This window comes from Acinetobacter sp. TAC-1 (genome assembly GCF_029025845.1).
GTDB classification, from domain to species: Bacteria; Pseudomonadota; Gammaproteobacteria; order Pseudomonadales; family Moraxellaceae; genus Acinetobacter; species Acinetobacter guillouiae.
The window spans coordinates 2,581,407-2,604,716 of record NZ_CP118892.1 but is presented as its reverse complement, the minus strand read 5'-3'; the positions used below and the strand labels follow the sequence as shown (position 1 = coordinate 2,604,716).

The following is a 23,310-nucleotide window of genomic DNA, read 5'->3' as shown; positions in this document are numbered from 1 at the left end:
TTAATGAACACAGTAATATACTTTAAATATGAATCATCATAATATGTATGCCACAAACGCTGTATTTGATATATTTTGCGTGTTCAAGCTTTGAAATTAAGTCAGTGCTAGGCACTAGCATTTATTTCATCAGTGTAGCGTTTGAGCGTATATACTTAAATTGGATCACACTCGTCTAGGATGATGTATGTCTAAAACGAAACAACCAACCTCAAAACAATTACTGTCAGTGATTCAGACACAGACAGCAATTGCAAAATTAGGCTTAGATATCAATGCTGTCATGACTTTAGTGGCAGAGCAAGTTCAATTGATTACCCATGCAAAAGGTGCAATTGTAGAGCTCGCTGAAGAAGGTGATATGGTCTATCGTGCCGTTTCGAATGGTGCAAATCAATTTCTAGGCCTACGCTTAAAGATGGATTCTAGCCTTTCTGGGCTTTGTATCGCGCAGAATACGACTTTATATTGTAAAGACAGTGAAACTGATGAGCGTGTAGATCGTGAAGCATGTAGACGGGTTGGATTGCGTTCTATGGCTGTTGTACCGCTAATTCATTGTGATGAACCGATTGGTGTATTAAAAATTTAATCAGAACGGGTAAATGCCTTTAAAGAAAGTGATATCAATTTACTTACACTGATGTCTGAACTAATTGCTGCTGCGATGTATCATGCCAGTAGGTTTGGTGCTCAAGAACTCTATAAACTTGCGACACAGGATCAGTTAACAGGACTTGCCAACCGTGCTTTATTCCTCGATTGTTTAAGACAAGGTGTTGAACAAGCTAAACGTACACAAAAGTTACTTGGAATCTTGATCATCGATATGGATGGTTTGAAACCAATCAATGATCAATATGGACATCGTTTAGGTGATGAGGCATTAAAAGAAATAGGTAAACGTATCGTTAATATTACCCGACACGATGATTTGGTTGCGCGTTTAGGTGGTGATGAGTTTGCAGTGATATTAAGTAGTCTTGGCGATCAAGAGCTGGCAAAAAAAGTCATGAATCGCATTGTTGAGGCATGTGGATTACCGTTTGTATTTGAAAATGTCAAATTAACTATGGGTGCAAGTGTCGGTCTGGCTTTATTTCCTGAAGATGGTATTGAACTCAATAAATTGATTGAATTTGCAGACCTTAAAATGTATGAACATAAACGTTCTAGAAAAATGATTAATCTAAACACTTGAAATTTAAGATCTTTGATAGGAAATAAGTTTTAGTGAGGTTTAGATCTCATCAATATCATTTATATTGAGTATATGCATTGAAAGTATCTGCAATCATTATGTACACGCATTTATCAATTTTATGAATTGAATGTAGCTCAAATTTAACCTGACAGTCTCAATCAAATATCGGTAACTGTCAGATCAGGTTTGAGCTATACATATTAGCGCTGATAATAACTAATTACTGATAATGACTCATCACTATATTGTTATAAGCCTCTGGATGATGTAACCAAGGAATATGCCCTGAGCTTGAAAGTGTAAATAAATGTGCTGTAGGGTATCGATTGATCACAAAGTTTTTACTTGTTGTATAAATGTCCTGATCTCCATAGACAATGGTAATTTTAAAATCTGGTTTTTCTAATCCAGTTAACAGCGGATACTTGATGATTTCAGGTCTGGTTTTATTGATCGGCTCTGCTTTCAGTAAATCAAAATCATCAGCGAGATCTGGATGATCTGTTGCAATAAATCCTTCATTATAGTTTTTCATGACTTGTTTAAAGAGGCGTTTATAAGCTTCATCGCTTCCAAGCGCGCCTAAAAGGCTATTTAATCCCATTTTTGTCCATGCCCAAGCACTTGTTTTGGACTTGTTGAGTTGCATGACTTCTTTCTCAGTTTGTTTCCATTGCGTATTGGTACCTGAGCCTGGGCTACATAAAAAAAGACTGAGTAAATTATCAGAATGTTTTTCAGCATAGATTTGTGCATAAAGTCCACCCCAAGAGTGTCCCCATAAATGAAACTTATTGATTTTATAAAATTCTCGAACAGTTTCAATATCGCTTAAATAAGCCTGCATAGAATAGTCTTTATCAAGACAAGGAGATTTTTGGGTTCCTCTTTGATGAAATGTGACCACTTGGAAATGATCTTTTAAAAGATCGGCAACGGCAGAGAGATCACTTGGAAAACCGGGTCCTCCATGCAATAAAATTAGTGTCTCTTTGTCTGGATTTGGATAAACGATACTAAATAAAGTATTTCCATTATGATCGACAATGTTGCTTTGCATTTGCGTCTGATAATTTGCTGATTGCAGCGTAGAAGACTGTATTTCTATCGAATTTGCATTATTCTTCATGTCTAATATGGTTCCTCATTTTATTTGAGCAAATCAAAAAATGGTAAGGTGAACCAATCTAAAAATGTTTCTGTATTGATTCTGATTTTTAAAAGTATTTTTATACAAGCTTATATAGTAGCTTATTTATACCAGATGATAAACCCGATAAATGGGCTAAGAAAAAAACAAGCGTAGCGATGACTTGTAATTGTTTGATTAAAATATCTTGAGTTTCTATTTTAAATACGATGATTTGTTTACTTATTTTATGATAACAAATTGTTATTTATCTGATGAATAAAGATCTTTTAAAAGTCAAAAAAGATCATGGAAAGTGAGTTGTATGGGGATTGAACGTTCTTTTTTCCCTTTGAGAGAAGGCTAGAATGAGGGGGATTTTACGCTGAGCTTTGGTTTTAAAAAGACTTATGCAAGAGTCCTAATATAATGAGTAAATTTTAAAAAATTAATCTTATTAAAGCAGTGGAAGGATGATCAATGATGTGTGAAAATTCAAAATTTGTGCTTTATCAATAGAATTACTGGCGAAAGTAAGTCCATTGATAAAGTTCAGCGAGCACATGATTTTTAGATACACAATTGGTGATTTTAAAATACCTTAAGTTTTTCCAATCAGTAAAGATAGGATTCCTGCAGCAATCAAGGGACCCACAGGAACTCCTCTGAGCAATGCAACTCCAGCGACTGTTCCAATCAATAAGCCTGCAACAACATTGGGTTGGCTGCTCATTAAGGAAACGCCACGACCACCTAACCATGCAACCAATAAACCGATCGCAATGGCTGTTAATGATTTCCAGTGCATAAATGATTTTAAGATGACATCACCGGGGATTTTGCCACTGGCAATTGGAGTAAGCACGCCAATAGTTAAAATAATAATGCCGACTTCTAAACCGTGGGTTTGTAATAATGGGAAAAATTCACTTAAAGGTGTGATTCTAAAGATGATCAAAACGCCTGCTGCAATGGTGACCGCAGTATTGTGACTAAAAATGCCACAGGCCAATAAAACAAGGAGCACAATTAAATTTAGGTCTAGACTAGAAAGACTCATCAATATTCAGCATTAAAAATTAATATATCCATCCATTATACTGAAAAGCGGTATGGGAATTTGCCTTGTCTGGCAATGATTCACATTTAAATTCAGTCGAGTGTGGATTTAGTGGACAATAAATTTTTGAGTTTCAGCACCCAATAAATTCCATTCATACTCAAAGTCTTGCGCCAGTTTAGACAGATTTGTTGATTTAAGTTGTTGTATTAAAATGTTTTGTGCTTCTTGCATGGCTTGGTTTAAAGCCTTATTCACCACCAATTCAACCAGACAGTTGGGTGTTTCTTGTTCATTGCCAATGGCAAAAATAGTAGGTTCTCCAACAGCCTGATAAATATCAAATAAAGATATTTCCTCTAAAGCTTGTACTAAGGTCCAGCCTCCACCGGGGCCTTTGTCTGCATGGACAAAGCCTGCTTTTTTTAAACCAGACATGGTACGACGTACTACGACAGGATTGGTGTCTAACATGATTGAAATCTGTTCAGAGGTGAACGGTTTTTTTTCACGGGCCATATGTAATAGCACATGCAACATCCGAGAAAGCTTACTGTCTTTACGCATAGTTTTTTAGTCAACACTCTTTTGTTAATTGTAACATTAAAAGTTGCAATTAGAAAAATAACTCAATATAGTAACTTTAAAAGTTACTTATTGATATTGAAAATGAACTATGACGTCGTAATTATTGGTGGGAGTTATGCAGGTTTATCCGCAGCATTACCATTGCTTCGTGCTAGAAAAAAAGTGTTAATGATTGATGCAGGCATGCGTCGTAATCGTTTTGCTGAACATTCGCATAATTTCTTAACCCAAGATGGCAATACGCCAGCCGCAATTATTCGTGATGCAAAATTACAGTTAGACAAATACCAAACTTTGTCATGTATTAACGCATCCGTCACCGATGTGAGGGCTGTCGGGCAGCAATATGAGATTCAAATAGACCAAGCCGATGACACGGGTACAACCATTCAAGTCAAAAAAATAATTATTGCTACAGGTGTTAAAGATGATTTACCTAAAATCGATGGTTTAGCAGTACGGTGGGGGAAAAGCATTTTTCATTGTCCATACTGTGATGGCTATGAGTTAAATCTTGGAACACTTGGAATGTTATGTTCAGGTTTACATTCGATCCATATGGCACTGATGTTGCCCGACTGGGGCAATACCACTTTATTTTTAAATGATGCAATTTCACAAGCTGAATTAGATCCCGTCATACTTGAACAACTTAAACAAAGAAATGTGAAATTGGATACACGCAAAATTGTCAAAATACACAATCATTGTGATTTAGTCTTTGAAGATGGTGAACAGGTTCAATTAGATGGATTATTCGTTTCTACTTTTATGCGCATCAGCGCGCCTTGGATTAAAAAACTGGGGATAGTGCTTGATATAAATGAATATAGCGAAGCCATTCAAACCACAGCCATGAAAGAAACCAATCTTAAAGGGATATATGCTTGTGGTGATATTACCCGTTCAGGTGGTTCAGTTGCTTTCTCAGTCGCAGATGGGGCACTGGCGGGTGTTGCTGTACATAAGTCATTTATCTTTAATACTTGATAAAAGCATCTATTGATTAATCAATAAGGCTAAAAAAGTCTGAATGTTGTTTGGGTTTCAATTCACGATACTTTAAAATGTATCGTGAATTTTTAAGGTATTGATTTATGTTCTTGGAAAAAATGTTGCAATCACAAGGCTTTGGTTCACGTAAGCATTGCCAACAACTCATTAAAAATGGTGCAATTCAAATCCAAAACGAGGTCGTTACTGACCCTAAATTTAAACTTGATACCCAAAATCTAGTATTTTCAGTGTATACCGAAACATTTCAATACCGTGAAAAAGTCTATATTGCCTTAAATAAACCGCAGGACTACGAATGTTCCCATCAATCAACACACCATTTTAGTGTTTTTGATTTATTCGATGATGTCCTTATGAACCGTGGTTTACAAACTGTTGGTCGTTTAGATCAGGATACGACGGGTTTATTGCTACTGACGGATGATGGGCAGTTTTTGCAAGCATTGACTCATCCTAAAAAGCATGTGGCTAAAGTTTATCAAATACAAACAGCCGATCCGATTACAGATGATCAGATTCAACAACTTGAACAGGGTGTAGAATTACGCAATGAAAAGGGTACCTTTGCAGCAACAGATGTACAGCGCTTGGCTGAATATGCATTACAAATCACTGTGCACCAAGGGGTTTATCATCAAGTCAAACGGATGTTGGCTGCTGTGGGGAATAAGGTTGAAAGCTTGCATCGTGCACAAGTCGGGCAATTAGCACTCAAAGACTTAGTTGAAGGTGAGTGGGTTTATTTGACAGAAGATCAGGTGAATGCTGCTAGAAATAGTCAAAATGAACAAATAGTGATTTGATCATGGCTTTAAAGCTCTATATTGCTGTTTTAGATGAAATGCCAGACTTTATGGTTCCAACCCTTGTTGCGCATGCAGTCTTGGCTGCGCACTTACAATTTGTTCAAGATGCTGATGCTGAAAGTTATAAAAATTGGTTAGAACATTCTTTTCGTAAAGTTGTGGTCAAGGTGAATCAAAAAGAATTTGATAAAATTGCTCAATTAAAGTGTTATTTAGGGCATGAAAGTACAGTATTGGATGCTAAAAAATCCTGTGCTGTGGTCTTTCCTATTTCACAGGATACGATACCCAATGTACTTAAATTCGCAAAGATGTGGAAACCTATGTTGAATTGATTAAAAAATGCATTGTAAAAAACTACTTGAGGAAACAATGAAATGTCTGGAATTCATTGTCTTTAACAAAGCCCATTTGCTCATAGAGCTGATGTGAATGGTAATTGTTTTTCTGGGTTTCTAAACTGATCCGTTGCGCATCTTCATGGCGTGCAAACAGAATTGCAGTATCAATCAGTTGTTTGGCAGAACCTTGTCGACGAAAAACAGGTGTTACATATACATCATCTAAAATATAGTACTTTGAACAAGAAACTGATGAAAAGCCTTGGTATAACAACACAAAGCCTGTAAAAACATCATCTTTTACATGGATGAAGATAACACTTTCTTTATTTTCAAAACGTTGTTTTAAAAAATTAAAGGACTGTTGGATATTGGAAGATGCACCATAAAATTGGCGATATTCATCAAATAAAGTAGCAAGTTGATTTAAATCTTCTTTGGTCGCTCGTCTAACGATCATTTATTACTCCTTGCAATGATTTTTATCTTTGCAAAAGAGCATAACCAAAAAATAGAAAAGTAAACTTAATTATTTGTTTAAAAATGCGACAGTGTTATTTTTTGTCACTTTCACCCAAGATGGCATTTAACTCTGCAAATAGATCTTCATCGTCATCATTTAAATCAACAGAAGAATTCAGTTGTCCGTTTTGTTGGTCTTGCTTAAGTTTTCTCAGCTTGAATAACTGATCCATATTGATATTTTGATTTTCTATGGCGAAAGGGATGGATTTTGTGATGACAACTTGTTTAAAAAACAGTCGAACTGCTTGTGCAGGCGTAATCCCCAATTGTTTAAAAACAGCAAATGCTAGTTTTTTTTCTTGTGAATCAAGACGTACTTGATAGACTTCGGTTTTTCTCATGAATAGTGACCAAACAAAATTTGAGTTTGAATGCTTATTTTAATCAAAGCTTTCGGAATTTCAATGCTTAATCGTCAAAAAGTCATATATTTGTCATTACGTCAAAATTACAGTGTCAATTCATAGTCAGAACAAAAGCAATATTCGGCTTGTGTAATCGGATCAAGGAACTCAATTTTCTTGGCTAATAGCTGTAAAGGTTGTGAAAAATCAGCAGCATCTTTATGTAGAACTTGCGGATAAAAAGGATCGTTTTTAATTGGAATATTTAACCAATTTAAATGTACCCGTAATTGATGTTGTTTACCTGTAGTCGGCTTTAGTAAGTATTTTGCCCAAATTTGATTGTGTTCAATTAGATTAATTTCGGTATATGAGTTTGATTTTCCCTCAACAACTTTCATGGTGTAAAAGGGGTCGCCCTTTTCCATTCTCAAGTCCACAGCACATGGAAATTTTAAATCAGCATTGAATTGAGCAATCGCTTGATAGGTCTTATTGACTTGCCGCTCAGCAAACATTTGTTGATATAAACCACGTGTTTGAGACCGTTTTGAAAACAATACAACGCCAGCAGTTTCCCGATCTAAGCGATGGATTGGGGTAAGGTCTGGGTTATTTGTGATTTTTTTTAAACGAACTAATAAGGTTTCTTGTAGATATTGCCCAGAAGGACTGATGGTTAAAAAGTGAGGCTTGTCTACCACGATTAAATCTTCATTTTCAAACAATATCTTTTCTTGAAATGGCACATGAATTTCATGGGGGAGAAATCGATAGTAGTAAAGATGGGTATTTTCTAGATAAGGCTGATCAACGGTTAATGCTTGACCTTGCATATCGATAATGAGTTGGTCTTGAAAACGTTGTTGCCATTCATTGGATGAAATATGTGAAAAATGCTCACATAAATAACTGAATAAATTTTTAGGTAAATCTGCTCGCTTGGGGAGATAAACTTTTGATGCAGTTACACCATCTCTCATTGGCGGTTGATATTCTGAAACAGGGGTGGCGGGTTTCATAAGCGTATTTTTTATGCAGATAAGTTTAAAGTGAGTTGTCTAAGCGTGTTGGAAAGTATCAAAACATGATTTCTAAACAATGCAACATAGGTTTTAAAGTCACGCAATGCTATCATATTGTCTGGTTTGAATCATGTCGTGAGCGTTATGCAATATTCATATAAATTAAGTCTGAGCAATGAACAAGACACCCAAATGTTGGCACAAAAGTTAGCTCAACATATTGCAAAAGGCGTGATTTATTTAATCGGTGACTTGGGGGCAGGTAAAACCACACTTACACGCTATTGGTTGCAAAGTTTAGGTCATCAGGGTGCGGTTAAAAGTCCAACATATACCTTGGTGGAACCTTATAATATCAATGCGAAAGAGGTGTTTCATTTTGACTTATACCGTTTAAATGATCCTTATGAGCTTGAATTGATGGGTATTCGTGATTATTTAGAGGTCGAGAATGCTTTATTCTTGTTTGAATGGCCTTCTAAGGGCGGTGATGAAATTCCACAGCCAGATCATGTCATTCGCATTTTAAAAACAGAAGATGAAGCTGCACGAGAAGTGGTCATTGAAAGTATTTCTGCTGAATTGATTGAAGCGTTGACTTGATCAATGGTTTCAGCATTTTAAGCCCATCATATATTTTAATTTATTTAAATTTTTAGGTTAATTGAATGCAACGCGAAGATATCAGTTTAAGACGTATCCAAAACTTAGATCCAGCACTGGCCAACCAAATTGCTGCAGGTGAGGTGATTGAACGACCATCATCTGTAGTGAAAGAGTTGCTTGAAAACTCGATTGATGCAGGTGCGACTGAGCTGATTATTCGTGTGGCAAATGGCGGCAGTACCCTGATTGAAATTATTGACAATGGTCGAGGTATTCACGCTGAGGATCTAGCACTTTCAGTCACCCGTCATGCAACCAGTAAAATTCAATCTGCTGAAGATTTACATGCAATTGTGAGTTTGGGCTTTCGTGGAGAGGCGCTTGCCTCAATCGCAGCGGTTTCGCGTTTAACCTTAACCAGTAGTCAGGATGATTCAGGTGTCGGTTACCAACTGGAAGTCAATGGTACTGCATTTGACCATCAAGATATTCAAGCGGTAGCAACCCAACAAGGTACACATATCCGTATTCAGGATTTGTTTTTTAATGTGCCTGCGCGGCGTAAATTTTTAAAGAAACCAAGTACTGAATTTGGTCATATTGAGGAAATTGTACGTCGAATGGCGCTTACGCATTTCGATATCCGCTTTGTTTTAGAACATAATGACAATATTCGCCTTAATTTGCCGATTGCAGATAGTGGTGAGCTAAGATTTCAACGGGTACAGCAATTATTGGGTCGCCAATTTACTGAAAATGCTTATTGGATAGATGCAGACAGTATTAGCATGCGTTTATCAGGCTGGTTAGGACATCCTTCAGATGCGCGAGCACAAGCCGATTTGCAATATGTCTATGTGAATGGTCGTATTGTCAAAGATAAAACCATTTCTCATGCTTTGCGTATGGCATATGATGGTATTTTGCATGGACATCAACATGCAGCGTATTTGCTGTTTTTAGAAGTTGATCCTGAAAATATTGATGTCAATGTGCATCCAACTAAACATGAAATCCGCTTCCTTAATCAGCGTGAAGTACATGAGTTTGTGCGACATTTTGCTAAAGACACCTTATCTCAATTTCAAACTGCAACTGCGGATTTATCTTCTGCAATGAAGCAGGATGGAGCAACAGAAAATCAAGCATTGTCAGCGCAGCCACGCTATCAGGAACAATTTCCTTTACATCGCAATACGCCAGCTGAGCAACATGTAAGTGATCAAAATAGCCGAAGCAATTCAGATGGGGCTATACAGCATAGTGGTTTAACAGATTTTAGTGATACACAAGCCCAAACAGTCAATTATTCTCACTATGAACCACAACAGCAGTATCGTGGCACTCAACAACTCAATAACGCCTTGAAAAGCTATTTAGCTCCTTTACGTGAGTCTGGGGATGCTGATCAAGAATTAACAGATCAAGCGTCCTATGAGCGATCTGTACAAGAGATTCAAAATAAACAGGCCCATCAGGTTGATGAATATCCGTTGGGAATTGCAATAGCGCAATTACATGGAATTTATATTCTTGCACAGAATACGGAAGGCCTGATTATTGTCGATATGCATGCAGCGCATGAACGTATTTTGCTACAACAAATGAAATCTGCATGGGATAAACCAGAATTTTGGACCTCACAACAGTTGCTTATTCCTAAAGTTATTTCGATTACCCGTATGCAGGCAACCCGTGTTGATGATTTAAAACCACAGTTGGAACGCTTAGGCCTAGAAATCGATCAATATGGTGATGATCAAGTGATTGTACGTGGTGTACCTGCGATTTTACATAAAGCAGATTTTGAATCCTTGGTACCTGAATTACTCAATGATTTAGATCCAAATGATGAAGCGCAGGCTCTACAGCAAAAACGTGATCAAATTTTAGCAGGCATGGCATGCCATGGTGCAGTGCGTGCCCATCGGATGCTAAGTCTTTCCGAAATGAATGCTTTGTTGCGTCAAATGGAGCACACAGAATTTGCCAGTCAGTGTAATCATGGTCGACCAACATGGCGTGCATTTCCATTGCCCCAATTAGATAAATTATTTGCTCGAGGAGAGTAGTTGTACATGTCAAATCAATTGCCCGTCATCAATTTAATGGGACCAACCGCAAGCGGTAAAACTGCTTTGGCATGTGAATTGTATGACCATGGGAATTATGAGCTCATTTCTGTAGATTCTGCCTTGGTCTATAAAGATATGGATATTGGTACTGCAAAGCCGACCAAAGCGGAGCAGGAGCGTTATCCGCATCATTTGATTGATATTATTACCCCACTTGAGGTTTATTCCGCTGCTGAATTTGTCGAGGATGCTTGTCAACTGATTGATGATATCCATGCACGCGGTAAAACACCTATTTTAGTTGGCGGTACAATGCTATATTTTAAAGCGTTGCTTGAGGGGCTTTCTACAAATTTACCGAGTGCTGATTACGCGATTCGTGCTGCGATTGAGTTAAAAGGTGAAACGGAAGGCTGGCAATCGGTGTATGATGAATTAAAATCTGTTGATGTATTGGCAGGCGAAAAATTTAAAGTCAGTGATAAGCAAAGAATCATTCGCGCTTTAGAAGTGTATAAAATTACTGGTCGTCCGATTACTCAACTACAGGCGGAACAACCGAAGAATCAACCGTACCGATATGATTTTCATAATTATGCTTTATTGCCTGATCGCCTAGAGCTGCACAAGAGAATTGAACTTCGTTTGGAAAAAATGTGGGAAATCGGATTTTTAAATGAGGTTGAAAATCTTATGAAAAAATACGATCTCGAAGAAAATTTACCTTCTTCACGCTCTGTTGGATACCGACAAGCGATAGATTTTTTAAAAAACAGTGATTTGAGTCAAGAAAGTGAGCGTCAAATGAAGGATAAAGCACTATTTGCGACACGACAATTAGCAAAACGTCAATACACATGGTTACGATCTTTGCAAGAAATACACTCTTTTCAAACTTTTTTTACGATAAACCAAGCACAAGAAGACTTGCGAAACTTATACGGATAAAGCAAAATTTAACAACTACCTTTTTTATAAATTTTAATTGAAAAATAAAGGTAGTTTTTGCGCTGATTTTAATTTTTTTTGGAGTATAAAATGTCTAAAGGTCAAACTTTACAAGATCCGTTCTTAAATTCTCTCCGTAAAGAACGTATTCCTGTTTCTATTTTTCTTGTAAACGGTATTAAATTACAAGGTCATATTGAATCTTTTGACCAGTATGTTGTTTTGTTGAAAAACACAGTAAGCCAAATGGTTTATAAGCATGCTATCTCAACTGTAGTACCTGCACGTAATCCACGTCCAGCTGGTGCTCCTGCTGGTGCTCAAGGCGCTGCTGGTGGCTTCGGCGGTCAAGCTGGCGGCTTCGGCGGTCAAGCTGGTGGCTTCGGTGGTCAAGGTGGCTTCGGTGGTCAACAAGGCGGCTTTGGTGGTCAACAAGGCGGTTTCGGTGGTCAAGGTGGTTTCGGTAGCCAAGGTGGCTTCGGCGGTCAAGGTGGCTTCGGTGGTCAAGGTGGCTTCGGTGGTCAAGGTGGCTTCGGCGGTCAAGGTACTGACTTTGGCGGCGAAACAAAATTTGAAGATTCACAAGAAGATGAAAACAATCGTTAATTTCTTGATTTAACAAGAACGATTGTAAAAGAGACGCCAAATTGGCGTCTCTTTTTTATTGGTTGTCCCATCCTCGATAAGGTTGACACTTTCTAAAATTAAATTTAGAGATAAAAAAACCAGTGCAAAAGCACTGGTTTTTAATTTAACGACTTAGCATAGACTTAACTTTCATTTTTCTTTGGATCTAGGCTTGGGTCTTTGATTTCAATGTAAGTATTTGCACGTAACTCTCTTAACCAGCCGTCATATTCTGATTCGAATTGACGTTCACCTAAAATTTGGCGAGCCATACGCTTTTGGTACTCTGAGGTCATATCTTGTTGACGTGTGCCTGTAACTTGGAGAATATGCCAGCCAAACTGAGTTTGAAATGGTTTGCTGATTTCGTTGACTGGTGAACTCTGCATGAGTTTGTCAAACTCAGGAACCATCATGCCAGGGCTTACCCAACCAAGACTTCCGCCATCACGAGCAGAACCAGGGTCATTTGAATAGGTTGAAGCAAGCGTAGCAAAATCATCGCCCGCTTTTAAGCGGTTATAAATACTGTCAATGGTTTGCTTTGCATTTTCGGGGCTAACAACTTCTGATGTTTTAATCAAAATATGACGCGTATTAAATTGCGGAACTAAAGCTTTTTGCTCATTCGATTTTTTTTCTAATAATTTTAAAACATGAACGCCGTCTTTTGCTGGAATTAAGTCAGTAGTTTGTCCTGGCTCAAGGGTAGTAACACGTGCAGCAAGATCTGTTGGAATATCTGAAAGCGGACGGAAGCCCATATCAGCACCATCAACTTTAACTTGAGCTGTGCTAAATTTCTTTTCTATGCTTTTAACGTCATTGCTATCTTTTAAGTCAGTACGGACTGCTTTTGCAATACTTTCTAACTCGCTTGCAGGCGCTTCTCCTGAAATACGCATATGTAGTACATGGACTTGACTACCAACAGCAGCTTGACCTTCAGGTGATTTTAAGAAGTTTTCAACATCAAGGTCAGTGATCTTGATACGAGACATCACTTGTTGTTGACTCAATCGTTGAATGAGTAAATCTTCTGCAACACGGTTACGCAGTAATTCATAGGTGCCCGGTGCAACAGCATCTAATTTTTTTTGAAAAGCTTCTAAAGAATTTGCACCAGATTGTTGGGCAACTTTCAATACGGCTTCATTTAAGCTTTTTTCATCTGCTTTTAAGCCATACTTCTTCACTTGTTCAAGCTGTGCATCATGGGTGATGAGCTGACTCAGTACTTGCTGTTGCAGAATGTTTTGTGGTGGGATTTCTTTCTTTTGTGCCTGAAGTCGATGTGTCGCTTCAGCAACACCTTGGTCTAAATCACTTTTTAAAATTGCTGTAGAACCAACAATTGCAATGATTTGGTCCTGCGGAGCAGCATAAACTGATACCGAGGTGGAGATGAGTAAAGCTAAGGTTGATGCTTTAAATAATTTTTTAAATTTTTGCGTCTTCATTAATGTGTCCAAGATTGATTAGCTTTATCAAAACCTAAAATACGATTTTCAAGTAATGAACTTAACTTGTTGTTCAAACCACCAAGTCCTTTTAGTGTGATCTCAGCCATCACTGCGCGTTTTGGCTTTGTATCAGGAAGAGAAACGTCATCTAGATCATTAAAGTACGAGCGACCATAGACGGAAATTCCCCAACAACAAGATTCATAATTCACACCCAATAAATATTCGCGTGCGACATGGTTGTCAAGGTCATATTGAACATGTCCCATAATACGCCAGTTGTCTTTTACAGGCTGTATAAATGATGCAACTGCTTGATCATATGCACGTTGACGGTCAGGGAGGTTATTGCGATAAAAATAACCAACGTTATAAAGGTTTCCGCGTTGGCCTGTATAATACAATTGGAAGTCATGTTGAGCGCTATCACCATTTGACATCCACGCTGAATTGGTACTCAGTGTGAAGTTTTGTGAAAGTTGGCTAGAAAGGCTCAGCACAGGACCAGTATGTTTTTCTCTGTCTAAATCATCTGTATTGTTGAGTAAAGTAACTTTTCGATCATCAAAATAATAACTTTGACCAATACTGGCTCTTAAGCGCTCTAAGCCGACTGTATCAAATAAGCTATAACTTAAACCAAGAGATAAAAAGTTATTGTCTTCTAAACGGTCATGTCCATAAAAGCGGTACGGGCTAAACAATTGATCATAGCTGATAGAAGCTGTTGTTGAATCAAAGTTTGGATAACCTGTTTGATTTTTATATGGTGCATACGCATAGAAAGCGCGAGGTGTAATGGTTTGGAGAAATTTTCCGTCCTTTTCAAATGTTAGCCCCGTATCCAAAGTAAATTGAGGAACAACAACGGATTTGTTTTTGCTATCTTGGCTTTGGTTATTTAAATTAAGTTGATCTACTGTGGTTTGATCATAGAAAGTATTTAAACTTCGAACAGAGACTTCAGGAATCACAAAAGACCATGGATTACGGAAATTATAACGTGTCGCAAATTGGTTATATAAACGTGTACCACTTGGCTGGTTGTTATAATCGGCATCATTGATGTCTTTTTGGAAATACGCAGTATCGTTGTTAAATTCGTATTCCAAACCTTGCGGATTTCCAGCGACATAGTTCAGTAAAAACTGAGGTAGGCGGGCGTAAGGTTTATCTACATCTTTGATGGTTTTATCAAGGGTTTGGAAGTCCTCAACTTTAAGTTGAGCTTTTAAGCCTGGAATACCGTGATTGTAGTTGAGTTCCCATGCACGACGTTGATTCAGCTCTGTACGAGTGTTTGGGTTGTTATCTAGATCTGAGAAAAAATCTTTATCAGAAACGTAGTTATATTCTAAGTTGGTTGACCATTGTTTAGTGATATCCCACTTGTGTAGGAAATGCAGGTCTTTACGATCTTCATCATTATAATCACGGTCAGAAGGTAAGTAACTTCCCCAAACACTACCAGCACCAAAGTTCTCAGTTAAATAGCGAAACTCACCTTGAGCCATAAGACCGCGGTCAGTAATCAGCCGTGGTGTAATAGTGGCATCATAGTTGGGTGCCAAATTTAAATAAACGGGAACTGCAAGTTCAAAACCACCATCATTGGTAAAGCCGAAACTAGGATTTAAAATCCCCGTAGTACGGCGGTCATCGATTGGGAAGTTAAAATATGGAACTGCGAGTACAGGCACATCCTTAACATAGAGTTTGGTCCCACGCGTTACACCTCGACCAGTATCTTGATCCAATTCAATTTTATTGGCCTGAATTTTCCAAGTGGGCTTTTCATCGGGTGGGCAGGTGGTGTAGGTGGCATTTTCAAGGACGATATTGGTTGGCGAAGTTCTTTCTATTTTTTCTGCATGACCATGTGCATGGGTCACTTCCGCAATATAGAAACTATTATTTAACTGACCAGTTTCATCTTTCAGGTTGTAATCAATCTGATCACTTTGCGCGATGATACCACCTTGCGCCATTTGTACATTGCCTTTCGCTTTGGCGAAAGTTTGTGTTTTATCAATGGTCACTTCATCGGCGCGAATCATACGTCCAGATTGGTCAATGACCACATCACCAGACAGGAAAGAGTCACCATTGGGATTGTAATAACCATTATCTGCGGTAATCACAGATGACGCTTCTTCTGGGTTTGTTGATTTAGCTTGAGTGCTAAAAGGTGTAACCCAGACACCTTCACAATAACGGGTAATTGGATTTTTTAAATCACGTACCTGTGCTTCAGGTGAGTTTTTGTCCACATAATATTGTTCAAAGAAATTTTGCCCTGCAAAGCTTTCTTTGATGGCTGCATTCAGTTGCTTATTATTAACTTCAGAAACAGTGTCTGTCGATTCAGCATAGCTGGATACTGAACTTCCACAAAGAAGTGTCAAAATAGCAGTCGCTAAAGGATTAAATTTAAACTGATGCTTCATTTGTCTCGTTAACCAAATATGCTAATCGCAATTAATTATTGTCGCATCATAGAGAAAAAGTCGATAAGTAGCTACACTTAGCACTTCAAAAATTCAGCCTGAATTAGATTAAATTGCAAATGAATACACAACGTGAACAATTGATACAAACATGGTTAACATCTGTACTCAGTTCAGATCAATTTGAAATCAATTTTTTAGCAGGCGATGCGAGTTTCCGTCGTTATGCACGAATTACCTTGAATAATAAAACATTTATGCTTATGGATGCACCTCCTGAGAAGGAAGATTGTCGTCCTTTTGTTGCGATTGATGAATTCTTTGACACAAATGGGGTGCGTGTACCTCATATTGTTGCCAAGGATTTAGATCAAGGTTTGTTGTTACTTGAAGATTTTGGCGATGTATTGTTATCTACACAATTGAATGATCAAACGGTAGATGCACATTATGCGCAAAGTTTTAAGCAGTTGGTGCAGTTGCAGTCTATTGCTGCTGATTCATCGCACTTGCCAGCATATGCCTATGAAAAGCTGATCTCAGAAATGGAATTGTTAACGGATTGGTTGTTGCCATCATTAGCTATCCAAGTAACAGATGAAGAGCTTGGGTTAATTAAACGAACCTTTGCTATTCTTGCCAATGCTGCTTTGGCACAACCTCAAGTAATCGTACATCGTGATTTCCATAGTCGTAATCTGATGATTCTTGAAGCTGAGAAAGATCAAGGCGTGATTGATTTTCAAGATGCAGTGATTGGTGCTGACACCTATGACTTGATTTCGATTACTCGTGATGCCTACGTACAGTGGGGTCCTGAGCGTGTGTATGGATGGTTTAAAGTGTTTTATGACTTATTACCAGAAACTGCCAAGCAAGATCGTGATTTTGATCAATTCAAACAAGATGCTGACTTTATGGCAATTCAGCGCCATATCAAAATTTTAGGTATTTTTGTGCGTTTGTTTGAGCGTGATGGTAAATCTGGTTATCTCAAAGACTTGCCTCGTGTCATGTGGTACTTATTGGAAGAATCAAAACCTTACCCAGAATTACAACCGTTTATGCATTTTATTCATGCACGGGTTTTACCAAAATTTGAAGAAAAATATGGCGTATATGAGGTGATTGCAGCATGAAAGCAATGATTTTAGCTGCGGGGCTAGGCAATAGAATGCGACCTCTGACCCTCTATAAGCCAAAGCCTTTATTAGAAGTCGGCGGCAAGGCACTGATTGTATGGCATATAGAAAAATTAAAAAAAATCGGTGTGACTGAAATCGTGATTAATTCTGCATGGTTAGCAGATATTCTGATTGGTACCTTGGGTGATGGCTCACAATTTGGTGTGACTATTCGCTGGACGCGTGAAGATGAGGGCTTGGAAACCGCAGGTGGGATTATCAATGCCTTAGCGCTTCTCGGTGATCAACCTTTTATTCTGGTCAATGGTGATGTATGGACCACTTTTGATTTTGCATCATTATTAGATATCAATCTTGCCGATGATCTTGCACATTTGGTTTTTGTCAATAATCCTGAACAGCATCCACAGGGCGATTTTACCTTGGCAAATGGTCGTGCTTATACCTTTGAGCAAAATCAGCAAGGTGAAAATTTAACTTATAGTGGTGTCGCTGTGATTAACCCAAAAATGTTTGATGGTCTGGAACAGGGTAAAAGACCGCTTGCACCCTTGCTTAAACAAGGCATGCTAGACGGTAAAATCTCGGCTGAGAAAATGCAGGCAGCGTGGGTTGATGTGGGTACACCTGAGCGTTTAACAGCCTTGGATTGGCAAATAAGACAGGGTGAGTATAGTTAAGTGAGGATAAATACGCTTAAGTGCGTATTAACTCATCGTTAACTACTGTTCCACGGGCGAGAAATAGGTATACTTTCAGCTAACTTTTTAGAGATGTTATTTGATCATGCATCCATTTTTTCAAGAGTTAAAGCAAGGCAGTCTAAAGCTTGGCTTAAAACTTAGTGATGAAGCATTAGGATTATTGTTGCAATATCAAGATGCACTCGTCCTGTGGAACAAAGCTTATAACTTAACGGCGATTCGCGATCCTAAAGAAATGTTGGTTAAACATTTATTGGATAGCTTAAGTATTTTAAATGATTTACCCGCTGGTCGTTTACTCGATATTGGTACAGGCGGGGGTATGCCAGGGATGATCATTGCACTGTGCCAACCTGAACGCCAATGTGTTTTGTTGGATTCAAATGGTAAGAAAATTCGTTTTCTGAAACAGTTTATTGCAGATTTAAAACTAAAAAATGTTGTCGCAGTTCAGACACGTGTAGAAAATGAAGATAGTATCCATGATCTAGGACAATTTGATGTGATCACCAGTCGTGCATTTGCTTCATTGACAGATTTTGTGACAGCTTCAAAACCTTATATGCATGAACGCAGTATCATTGCGTCAATGAAAGGTTTGATTCCCACTGAAGAAGTTGATGCTTTAAAAGACAAGTGGAGTTGTGACATTATTGAATTGCATGTACCTCGGTTGGACGAACAACGTCATTTACTTTTATTAAAACAGATTTAAAACAGACTAAGGGTTGGGGTTACCATGGCTCAAATTATTGCTATCGCAAACCAGAAAGGTGGCGTAGGTAAAACCACGACAGCCGTGAATTTGGCTGCCTCTTTGGCAGTGTTGAAAAAGCGTGTTTTATTGGTGGATATGGACTCTCAGGGTAATGCTACCATGGGGTCGGGTATTCAAAAAAATGATTTGTTGTATTCAGTCACCGATGTACTTCTGGGTGAAGTACCGATTGAAACTGCAATTAGTAAAGCTGAAGTCGGTTATAAAGTGCTTGGCTCAAATCGTGATTTGGCAGGTGTTGAACTGGCAATCGCAGAGCAAGATGGACGTGAGTTTATTTTGCGTAACGCTTTACAGCAAATTGAAAAAGACTTTGATTATATTATTGTTGATTGTGCACCAAGTTTAAGTTTAATTACGGTCAATGCTTTAGCCGCAGTCGATGCAGTGATTATTCCAATGCAATGTGAGTATTATGCATTAGAAGGATTGGCAGATCTGACCCAGACCATTGATAAAATTCAACAGGCGTTAAACCCTGAATTGGAAATTATTGGGGTGCTTCGTACCATGTATGATGCACGTAATGCACTCACCCGTGATGTTTCTGCCGAATTAGAACAGTATTTTGGTAAGAAACTTTATGATACAGTGATTCCGCGTAATGTGCGCTTGGCCGAAGCGCCAGCACATGGATTACCGATTATTTATTTTGAGAAAAGCTCTAAAGGTGCAATTGCATATTTAAATTTAGCAGCTGAAATGTTGAAAAAGAGTAAAGTGAAAAAAGGAAATAAAGCATGACCGTGAAAAAAAGAGGGTTGGCAAAGGGTCGTGGCTTAGATGCATTATTAGGTTCAATCCAAAAAGAAAAATTACAACTTGAAGTTCAAGCATTGGATCATGGCCAATTAAAACAGATGGATGTAACCCAATTAAAACGTGGTGCATATCAACCCCGTCGTTTTATTGGTGAGCAAGATTTACAAGAACTTGCAGCGTCAATTAAAAAACATGGTGTAATGCAGCCGATTGTGATTCGTCCGATTGAAAATGACGAAACTCCCTATGAAATCATTGCAGGTGAACGTCGTTGGCGTGCGGCACAATTGGCGGGTTTGACTGAAATCCCTGCAATTGTACGTGATTTGACCGATCAAGTTGCGATTGCCTTGGCATTGATCGAAAACATTCAGCGTCAAGATTTAAACCCAGTTGATCAAGCACTGGCATTACAACGCTTCCATGAAGAATTTGGGCTTAGTCATCAAGAAATTGCAGACACTGTAGGTAAAGCACGCACTACCGTAAGTAATTTATTGCGTTTATTAAGTCTAGAAGATGAAATCAAAGATTTAATGCAACAAGGTCTGTTGGACATGGGGCACGCCCGTGCGATATTGACCCTAAAAGCTAAAGATCAATTGCAAATTGCAAAAATCGTGATTGATAAGAGTTTGTCTGTTCGTCAAACCGAGCAGTTGGTGCGTGATTGGAATACGCCAAAGCAGGAAAAATCTAAAAATCCACTTGCGCCAGATGTGCAACAACTGACTCAGAAACTGTCAGAGCGCTTTAGTGCCAGTGTAAAATTAGACTATAACAAACAGGGTAAAGGCAAGCTGGTCATCAGTTATAACTCGCTTGATGAGTTAGATGGAATTTTAAATATCTGTTTACCAGAACAATAATGTTTAAGCGATTTAATTAATTTGGGGAACTAAAGATGTGGGAACTTGTTAAAGCCGGCGGTTGGTTAATGCTGCCATTGGTTTTATGTTCAATTTTTACTGTTGCGATTTCAATCGAGAGATTTATACGGCTGAAACGATCTTTAGTTCTACCTAAGTCGCTTATGATGCAAAAAGGCCGCAGTGTTGACGATGTTTTAGATGAAATGGAACAAGATCAAGCGGTTTGCCAAACGGCATTGGGCTATATTTTTAAAGATGGTATTGATGCTTACGCTCAAGGCGAGGCATTTGCACGTGCTCAGATGGAAGCGACTGCTTCGCGCGAAATTGGATATTTAGAAAAAAATATCAATTTCTTAGGTACATTGAGCGCTGTTGCACCGTTATTGGGGCTATTGGGTACAGTGATTGGGATTATCGAATCCTTTTTGGTGATTGATTTAGGTACGAATGCCAATCCAACCATGATGATTCCAGGTATTTCTAAGGCATTAATTACCACAGCTGCGGGTATGGTAATTGCTATTCCAGCACTATTTGCCTACCGTTATTTTCAGCGCCTAGTTCAGGAATATGTGGCTGAACTCGAGCAACAGTCGACTTTATTTCATGCCGCCTTATTTTTTCAGAAACACCTTGAAAATGAAAAAAAGAAAGCTGGTTAAATCCGTTTTAGGGGTGTTTCATGAAATTTAGACGCAGAACAGTTGAAGATATTCATATCAATCTTACGCCATTGATTGATTGCTTGTTATTTATATTGGTGATTTTATTACTGACCACCACCTTTAACCAGCAAAGTCGGATCAATCTTTCTTTACCGGATGCACAAGGTGTTCCGCCAAAAGAATACAAAAATAAAATTGAAGTCATGGTAGACTCGGCAGGGCATTATGCAGTAAATGGGCAGGCACTTTCGAGTAAAGAGTCGGCTGATTTAAGTACTGCAATTAAGCAAGCAGCAAATGACAATCGTGATCTGATGTTTGTGATTGCTGCAGATGCCAAAGCGACGCATCAAGATGTTATACGAGTGATGGATGTCGCAGGACAGCTCGGTTTCGTTAACATCAATATCAGTACCAAAGTTCCATCTCGAGGTTATTAATTAGTGAATCAAGATTTTAAGGTCTATGTCCGTCTTTTGGCGTATTTAAAGCCGTACTGGGGGGCAGCCTTACTCGTTATTATTGGATTTGGCGTAAATGCGGCAACTGAAGTTTCTGTAGCGAAATTACTTAAATATATTATTGATGCAATTCAAGATGGTAATCGTGGAGATCTTGATTGGTTTCCAGCGCTAATTATCTTGTTGATTTTTTTCCGTGGCTTAGGGTTGTTTATGGGTGGCTACTTTACTGCAGTCATCTCAAGAAGTTTGGTATTTAGTATTCGTCAAGAAGTTTATGCCAAACTGTTAAAACTACCCGCACAGTATTATTTGGATAATTCATCAGGTCACATCACTGCAAAAATTATGTATAACGTGGAGCAGTTAACCGCAGCTTCCTCTGAATCGTTAAAAACATTAATTCGTGATGGTGCAATTGCTTTAGGTTTATTGGGTTATTTGCTGTATACCAATTGGCGTTTAACCTTGTGTATTTTTATCTTTATGCCGATTATTGGTTTATTGGTGCGTAAAGCTTCAAAACGCATGCGTAAGCTGTCTATTCAAGTGCAAAATACCATGGGGGATGTCAACCATATTGTGCAAGAAACAGTCAGTGCGAATGCGGTTGTCAAAAGCTTTGCTGGCGAGGAAAATGAACAAAAACGTTTCTATAAGTCTTCAGAAGAAAACTTAAAACGTGGTTTGAAAATGGTGGTTGTACAAAACTTAAATAGTCCACTTGTACAATTGGTCATGGCTTTTGCTCTAGGTATCATTATTTGGTTGGCATTACGCCCACAAATTTTAGGTGATACTTCAGCTGGCGAGTTTGTTGCCTATATCACAGCAGCAGGATTGTTAGCAAAGCCTATTAAAAATTTAACAGATATCAATGAAAAATTACAACGTGGTATTGCGGCTGCATATTCTGTATTTGAAGTTCTAGACCTGCCTCAAGAAGAAAATACTGGAACATTAACGCCAAAATTATTGGGTAATATCAAGTTTGATCATGTGTCTTTGGTTTATAAAAATAATGTAAAAGGGATTGATGATTTCTCATTAGACATACAAGCAGGCCAAACCATTGCTTTGGTTGGGCGTTCAGGTGCTGGTAAGTCATCTTTGGTGAATATGTTAGTGCGCTTTCAAGAAATTAGTGCAGGGCAGATTTATCTAGATCAACTGCCTATTCAAGATATTGAACTCAGTTGTTTGCGTACCCAAGTTGCGATGGTCAACCAGCAAGTTGTGTTATTTGATCGAACAGTGCGTGAAAATATTGCATACGGCCAATTAGAAAAAGCCTCTGAGGAAGCCATTATTGCCGCTGCTAAAGCAGCTTATGCACATGACTTTATTATGGAGTTACCAAAAGGTTATGACACACCTTTAGGTGCGCAGGGCTTAAGTCTTTCAGGTGGTCAACGTCAACGTATCGCCATTGCACGTGCAATCCTTAAAAATGCACCAATTCTTATCCTTGATGAAGCCACCAGTGCTTTGGATAATGAGTCTGAACACTTTATTCAAAAAGCATTTGATGAAGCGATGCTTGATCAAAATCGAACCACGATAGTGATTGCTCACCGTCTATCCACGATCGAAAAAGCGGATAAGATTGTGGTTATGGATAAAGGGCGTATCATAGAGCAAGGTACTCATACTGAGTTATTGGCGAAGCATGGCGCTTACTATCAATTGTATGAACGTAACTTTGAGGAATAATC

Annotated in this window: 23 protein-coding genes and 1 pseudogene; 16 read left to right on the top strand and 8 right to left on the bottom strand. The window is 38.4% G+C overall.

Features of this window, described 5'->3' with window-relative positions:
- Positions 1 to 187 precede the first annotated feature (187 nt).
- Positions 188 to 1,201: pseudogene (locus PYV58_RS12270) on the top strand (sensor domain-containing diguanylate cyclase).
- A 223-nt stretch (positions 1,202 to 1,424) separates the two neighbouring features.
- On the opposite strand, the gene PYV58_RS12265 reads toward PYV58_RS12270, so the two are convergent.
- The 3 genes from PYV58_RS12265 to PYV58_RS12255 all read right to left on the bottom strand — a co-directional run bounded on the left by PYV58_RS12265 (position 1,425) and on the right by PYV58_RS12255 (position 3,960).
- Complete coding sequence (locus PYV58_RS12265; protein ID WP_034610179.1) at positions 1,425 to 2,333, bottom strand: alpha/beta hydrolase; 909 nt, start codon at positions 2,331 to 2,333, stop codon at positions 1,425 to 1,427.
- Positions 2,334 to 2,934: 601 nt separating this feature from the next.
- Positions 2,935 to 3,393: a DUF441 domain-containing protein gene (locus PYV58_RS12260; RefSeq protein WP_034610182.1), complete on the bottom strand. Its 459-nt coding sequence runs from the start codon at positions 3,391 to 3,393 to the stop codon at positions 2,935 to 2,937.
- Between the two features lie 108 nt (positions 3,394 to 3,501).
- Positions 3,502 to 3,960 carry an Rrf2 family transcriptional regulator gene (locus PYV58_RS12255; RefSeq protein WP_034610185.1) on the bottom strand — a complete coding sequence of 153 codons (459 nt, stop codon included), beginning with the start codon at positions 3,958 to 3,960 and terminating at the stop codon, positions 3,502 to 3,504.
- 102 nt (positions 3,961 to 4,062) lie between these two features.
- Between PYV58_RS12255 and PYV58_RS12250 the strand changes: the two genes are divergently transcribed.
- From PYV58_RS12250 to PYV58_RS12240, 3 genes are all read left to right on the top strand, one after another.
- A complete protein-coding gene (locus PYV58_RS12250; protein ID WP_034610188.1) occupies positions 4,063 to 4,971 on the top strand; it encodes an NAD(P)/FAD-dependent oxidoreductase in 909 nt (302 codons plus the stop codon).
- A gap of 107 nt (positions 4,972 to 5,078) precedes the next feature.
- Positions 5,079 to 5,801, top strand: a complete 723-nt coding sequence (locus PYV58_RS12245; protein WP_004720873.1) for a pseudouridine synthase — start codon at positions 5,079 to 5,081, stop codon at positions 5,799 to 5,801.
- Between the two features lie 2 nt (positions 5,802 to 5,803).
- Positions 5,804 to 6,139 (top strand): peptidyl-tRNA hydrolase, encoded by a 336-nt coding sequence (locus PYV58_RS12240; protein WP_004821198.1) that lies wholly within the window; start codon positions 5,804 to 5,806, stop codon positions 6,137 to 6,139.
- A 22-nt stretch (positions 6,140 to 6,161) separates the two neighbouring features.
- Here PYV58_RS12240 and PYV58_RS12235 read toward each other — a convergent pair whose 3' ends face one another.
- From PYV58_RS12235 to PYV58_RS12225, 3 genes are all read right to left on the bottom strand, one after another.
- Positions 6,162 to 6,605, bottom strand: coding sequence for a GNAT family N-acetyltransferase (locus tag PYV58_RS12235; protein WP_004821200.1), 444 nt, complete (start codon positions 6,603 to 6,605; stop codon positions 6,162 to 6,164).
- A gap of 94 nt (positions 6,606 to 6,699) precedes the next feature.
- Positions 6,700 to 7,011 (bottom strand): type II toxin-antitoxin system RelB/DinJ family antitoxin, encoded by a 312-nt coding sequence (locus tag PYV58_RS12230; RefSeq protein ID WP_004720870.1) that lies wholly within the window; start codon positions 7,009 to 7,011, stop codon positions 6,700 to 6,702.
- Between the two features lie 107 nt (positions 7,012 to 7,118).
- Positions 7,119 to 8,036 (bottom strand): pseudouridine synthase, encoded by a 918-nt coding sequence (locus tag PYV58_RS12225; protein ID WP_034610193.1) that lies wholly within the window; start codon positions 8,034 to 8,036, stop codon positions 7,119 to 7,121.
- Between the two features lie 147 nt (positions 8,037 to 8,183).
- Between PYV58_RS12225 and tsaE the strand changes: the two genes are divergently transcribed.
- From tsaE to hfq, 4 genes are all read left to right on the top strand, one after another.
- A complete protein-coding gene (gene tsaE, locus PYV58_RS12220) occupies positions 8,184 to 8,642 on the top strand; it encodes a tRNA (adenosine(37)-N6)-threonylcarbamoyltransferase complex ATPase subunit type 1 TsaE (protein WP_004720868.1) in 459 nt (152 codons plus the stop codon).
- A 65-nt stretch (positions 8,643 to 8,707) separates the two neighbouring features.
- Complete coding sequence (mutL, locus tag PYV58_RS12215; protein ID WP_034610195.1) at positions 8,708 to 10,717, top strand: DNA mismatch repair endonuclease MutL; 2,010 nt, start codon at positions 8,708 to 8,710, stop codon at positions 10,715 to 10,717.
- 6 nt (positions 10,718 to 10,723) lie between these two features.
- Complete coding sequence (gene miaA / locus PYV58_RS12210) at positions 10,724 to 11,668, top strand: tRNA (adenosine(37)-N6)-dimethylallyltransferase MiaA (protein ID WP_034610197.1); 945 nt, start codon at positions 10,724 to 10,726, stop codon at positions 11,666 to 11,668.
- Positions 11,669 to 11,758: 90 nt separating this feature from the next.
- Positions 11,759 to 12,274 carry an RNA chaperone Hfq gene (hfq, locus tag PYV58_RS12205; RefSeq protein ID WP_004720864.1) on the top strand — a complete coding sequence of 172 codons (516 nt, stop codon included), beginning with the start codon at positions 11,759 to 11,761 and terminating at the stop codon, positions 12,272 to 12,274.
- Positions 12,275 to 12,438: 164 nt separating this feature from the next.
- Here the strand turns inward: hfq and PYV58_RS12200 are convergent, their stop codons facing one another.
- Both PYV58_RS12200 and PYV58_RS12195 read right to left on the bottom strand, forming a co-directional pair.
- On the bottom strand, positions 12,439 to 13,755 hold the full coding sequence (locus tag PYV58_RS12200) for a peptidylprolyl isomerase (protein ID WP_004821208.1): 1,317 nt from the start codon (positions 13,753 to 13,755) through the stop codon (positions 12,439 to 12,441).
- Positions 13,755 to 16,205, bottom strand: coding sequence for an LPS-assembly protein LptD (locus tag PYV58_RS12195; RefSeq protein WP_275059533.1), 2,451 nt, complete (start codon positions 16,203 to 16,205; stop codon positions 13,755 to 13,757). The genes PYV58_RS12200 and PYV58_RS12195 overlap by 1 nt, the downstream gene beginning before the upstream one ends.
- Before the next feature lie 119 nt (positions 16,206 to 16,324).
- Between PYV58_RS12195 and PYV58_RS12190 the strand changes: the two genes are divergently transcribed.
- The 8 genes from PYV58_RS12190 to msbA all read left to right on the top strand — a co-directional run bounded on the left by PYV58_RS12190 (position 16,325) and on the right by msbA (position 23,308).
- Positions 16,325 to 17,344, top strand: a complete 1,020-nt coding sequence (locus PYV58_RS12190; protein ID WP_034610201.1) for a phosphotransferase — start codon at positions 16,325 to 16,327, stop codon at positions 17,342 to 17,344.
- Positions 17,341 to 18,030 carry an N-acetylmuramate alpha-1-phosphate uridylyltransferase MurU gene (gene murU, locus PYV58_RS12185; protein WP_004821212.1) on the top strand — a complete coding sequence of 230 codons (690 nt, stop codon included), beginning with the start codon at positions 17,341 to 17,343 and terminating at the stop codon, positions 18,028 to 18,030. Before PYV58_RS12190 ends, murU begins: the two co-directional genes overlap by 4 nt.
- Before the next feature lie 106 nt (positions 18,031 to 18,136).
- A complete protein-coding gene (gene rsmG / locus PYV58_RS12180; protein ID WP_004821214.1) occupies positions 18,137 to 18,769 on the top strand; it encodes a 16S rRNA (guanine(527)-N(7))-methyltransferase RsmG in 633 nt (210 codons plus the stop codon).
- Between the two features lie 24 nt (positions 18,770 to 18,793).
- The gene (locus PYV58_RS12175) at positions 18,794 to 19,576 is read left to right on the top strand and encodes a ParA family protein (protein WP_004720853.1); all 783 of its coding nucleotides are present in this window, start codon (positions 18,794 to 18,796) and stop codon (positions 19,574 to 19,576) included.
- Positions 19,573 to 20,463, top strand: coding sequence for a ParB/RepB/Spo0J family partition protein (locus PYV58_RS12170; protein ID WP_034610204.1), 891 nt, complete (start codon positions 19,573 to 19,575; stop codon positions 20,461 to 20,463). Before PYV58_RS12175 ends, PYV58_RS12170 begins: the two co-directional genes overlap by 4 nt.
- Before the next feature lie 35 nt (positions 20,464 to 20,498).
- Positions 20,499 to 21,131 carry a MotA/TolQ/ExbB proton channel family protein gene (locus PYV58_RS12165; RefSeq protein ID WP_004821216.1) on the top strand — a complete coding sequence of 211 codons (633 nt, stop codon included), beginning with the start codon at positions 20,499 to 20,501 and terminating at the stop codon, positions 21,129 to 21,131.
- A 20-nt stretch (positions 21,132 to 21,151) separates the two neighbouring features.
- Positions 21,152 to 21,574 carry a biopolymer transporter ExbD gene (locus PYV58_RS12160; RefSeq protein WP_004821219.1) on the top strand — a complete coding sequence of 141 codons (423 nt, stop codon included), beginning with the start codon at positions 21,152 to 21,154 and terminating at the stop codon, positions 21,572 to 21,574.
- Positions 21,575 to 21,577: 3 nt separating this feature from the next.
- The gene (gene msbA / locus PYV58_RS12155) at positions 21,578 to 23,308 is read left to right on the top strand and encodes a lipid A export permease/ATP-binding protein MsbA (protein WP_034610206.1); all 1,731 of its coding nucleotides are present in this window, start codon (positions 21,578 to 21,580) and stop codon (positions 23,306 to 23,308) included.
- Positions 23,309 to 23,310 lie beyond the last annotated feature (2 nt).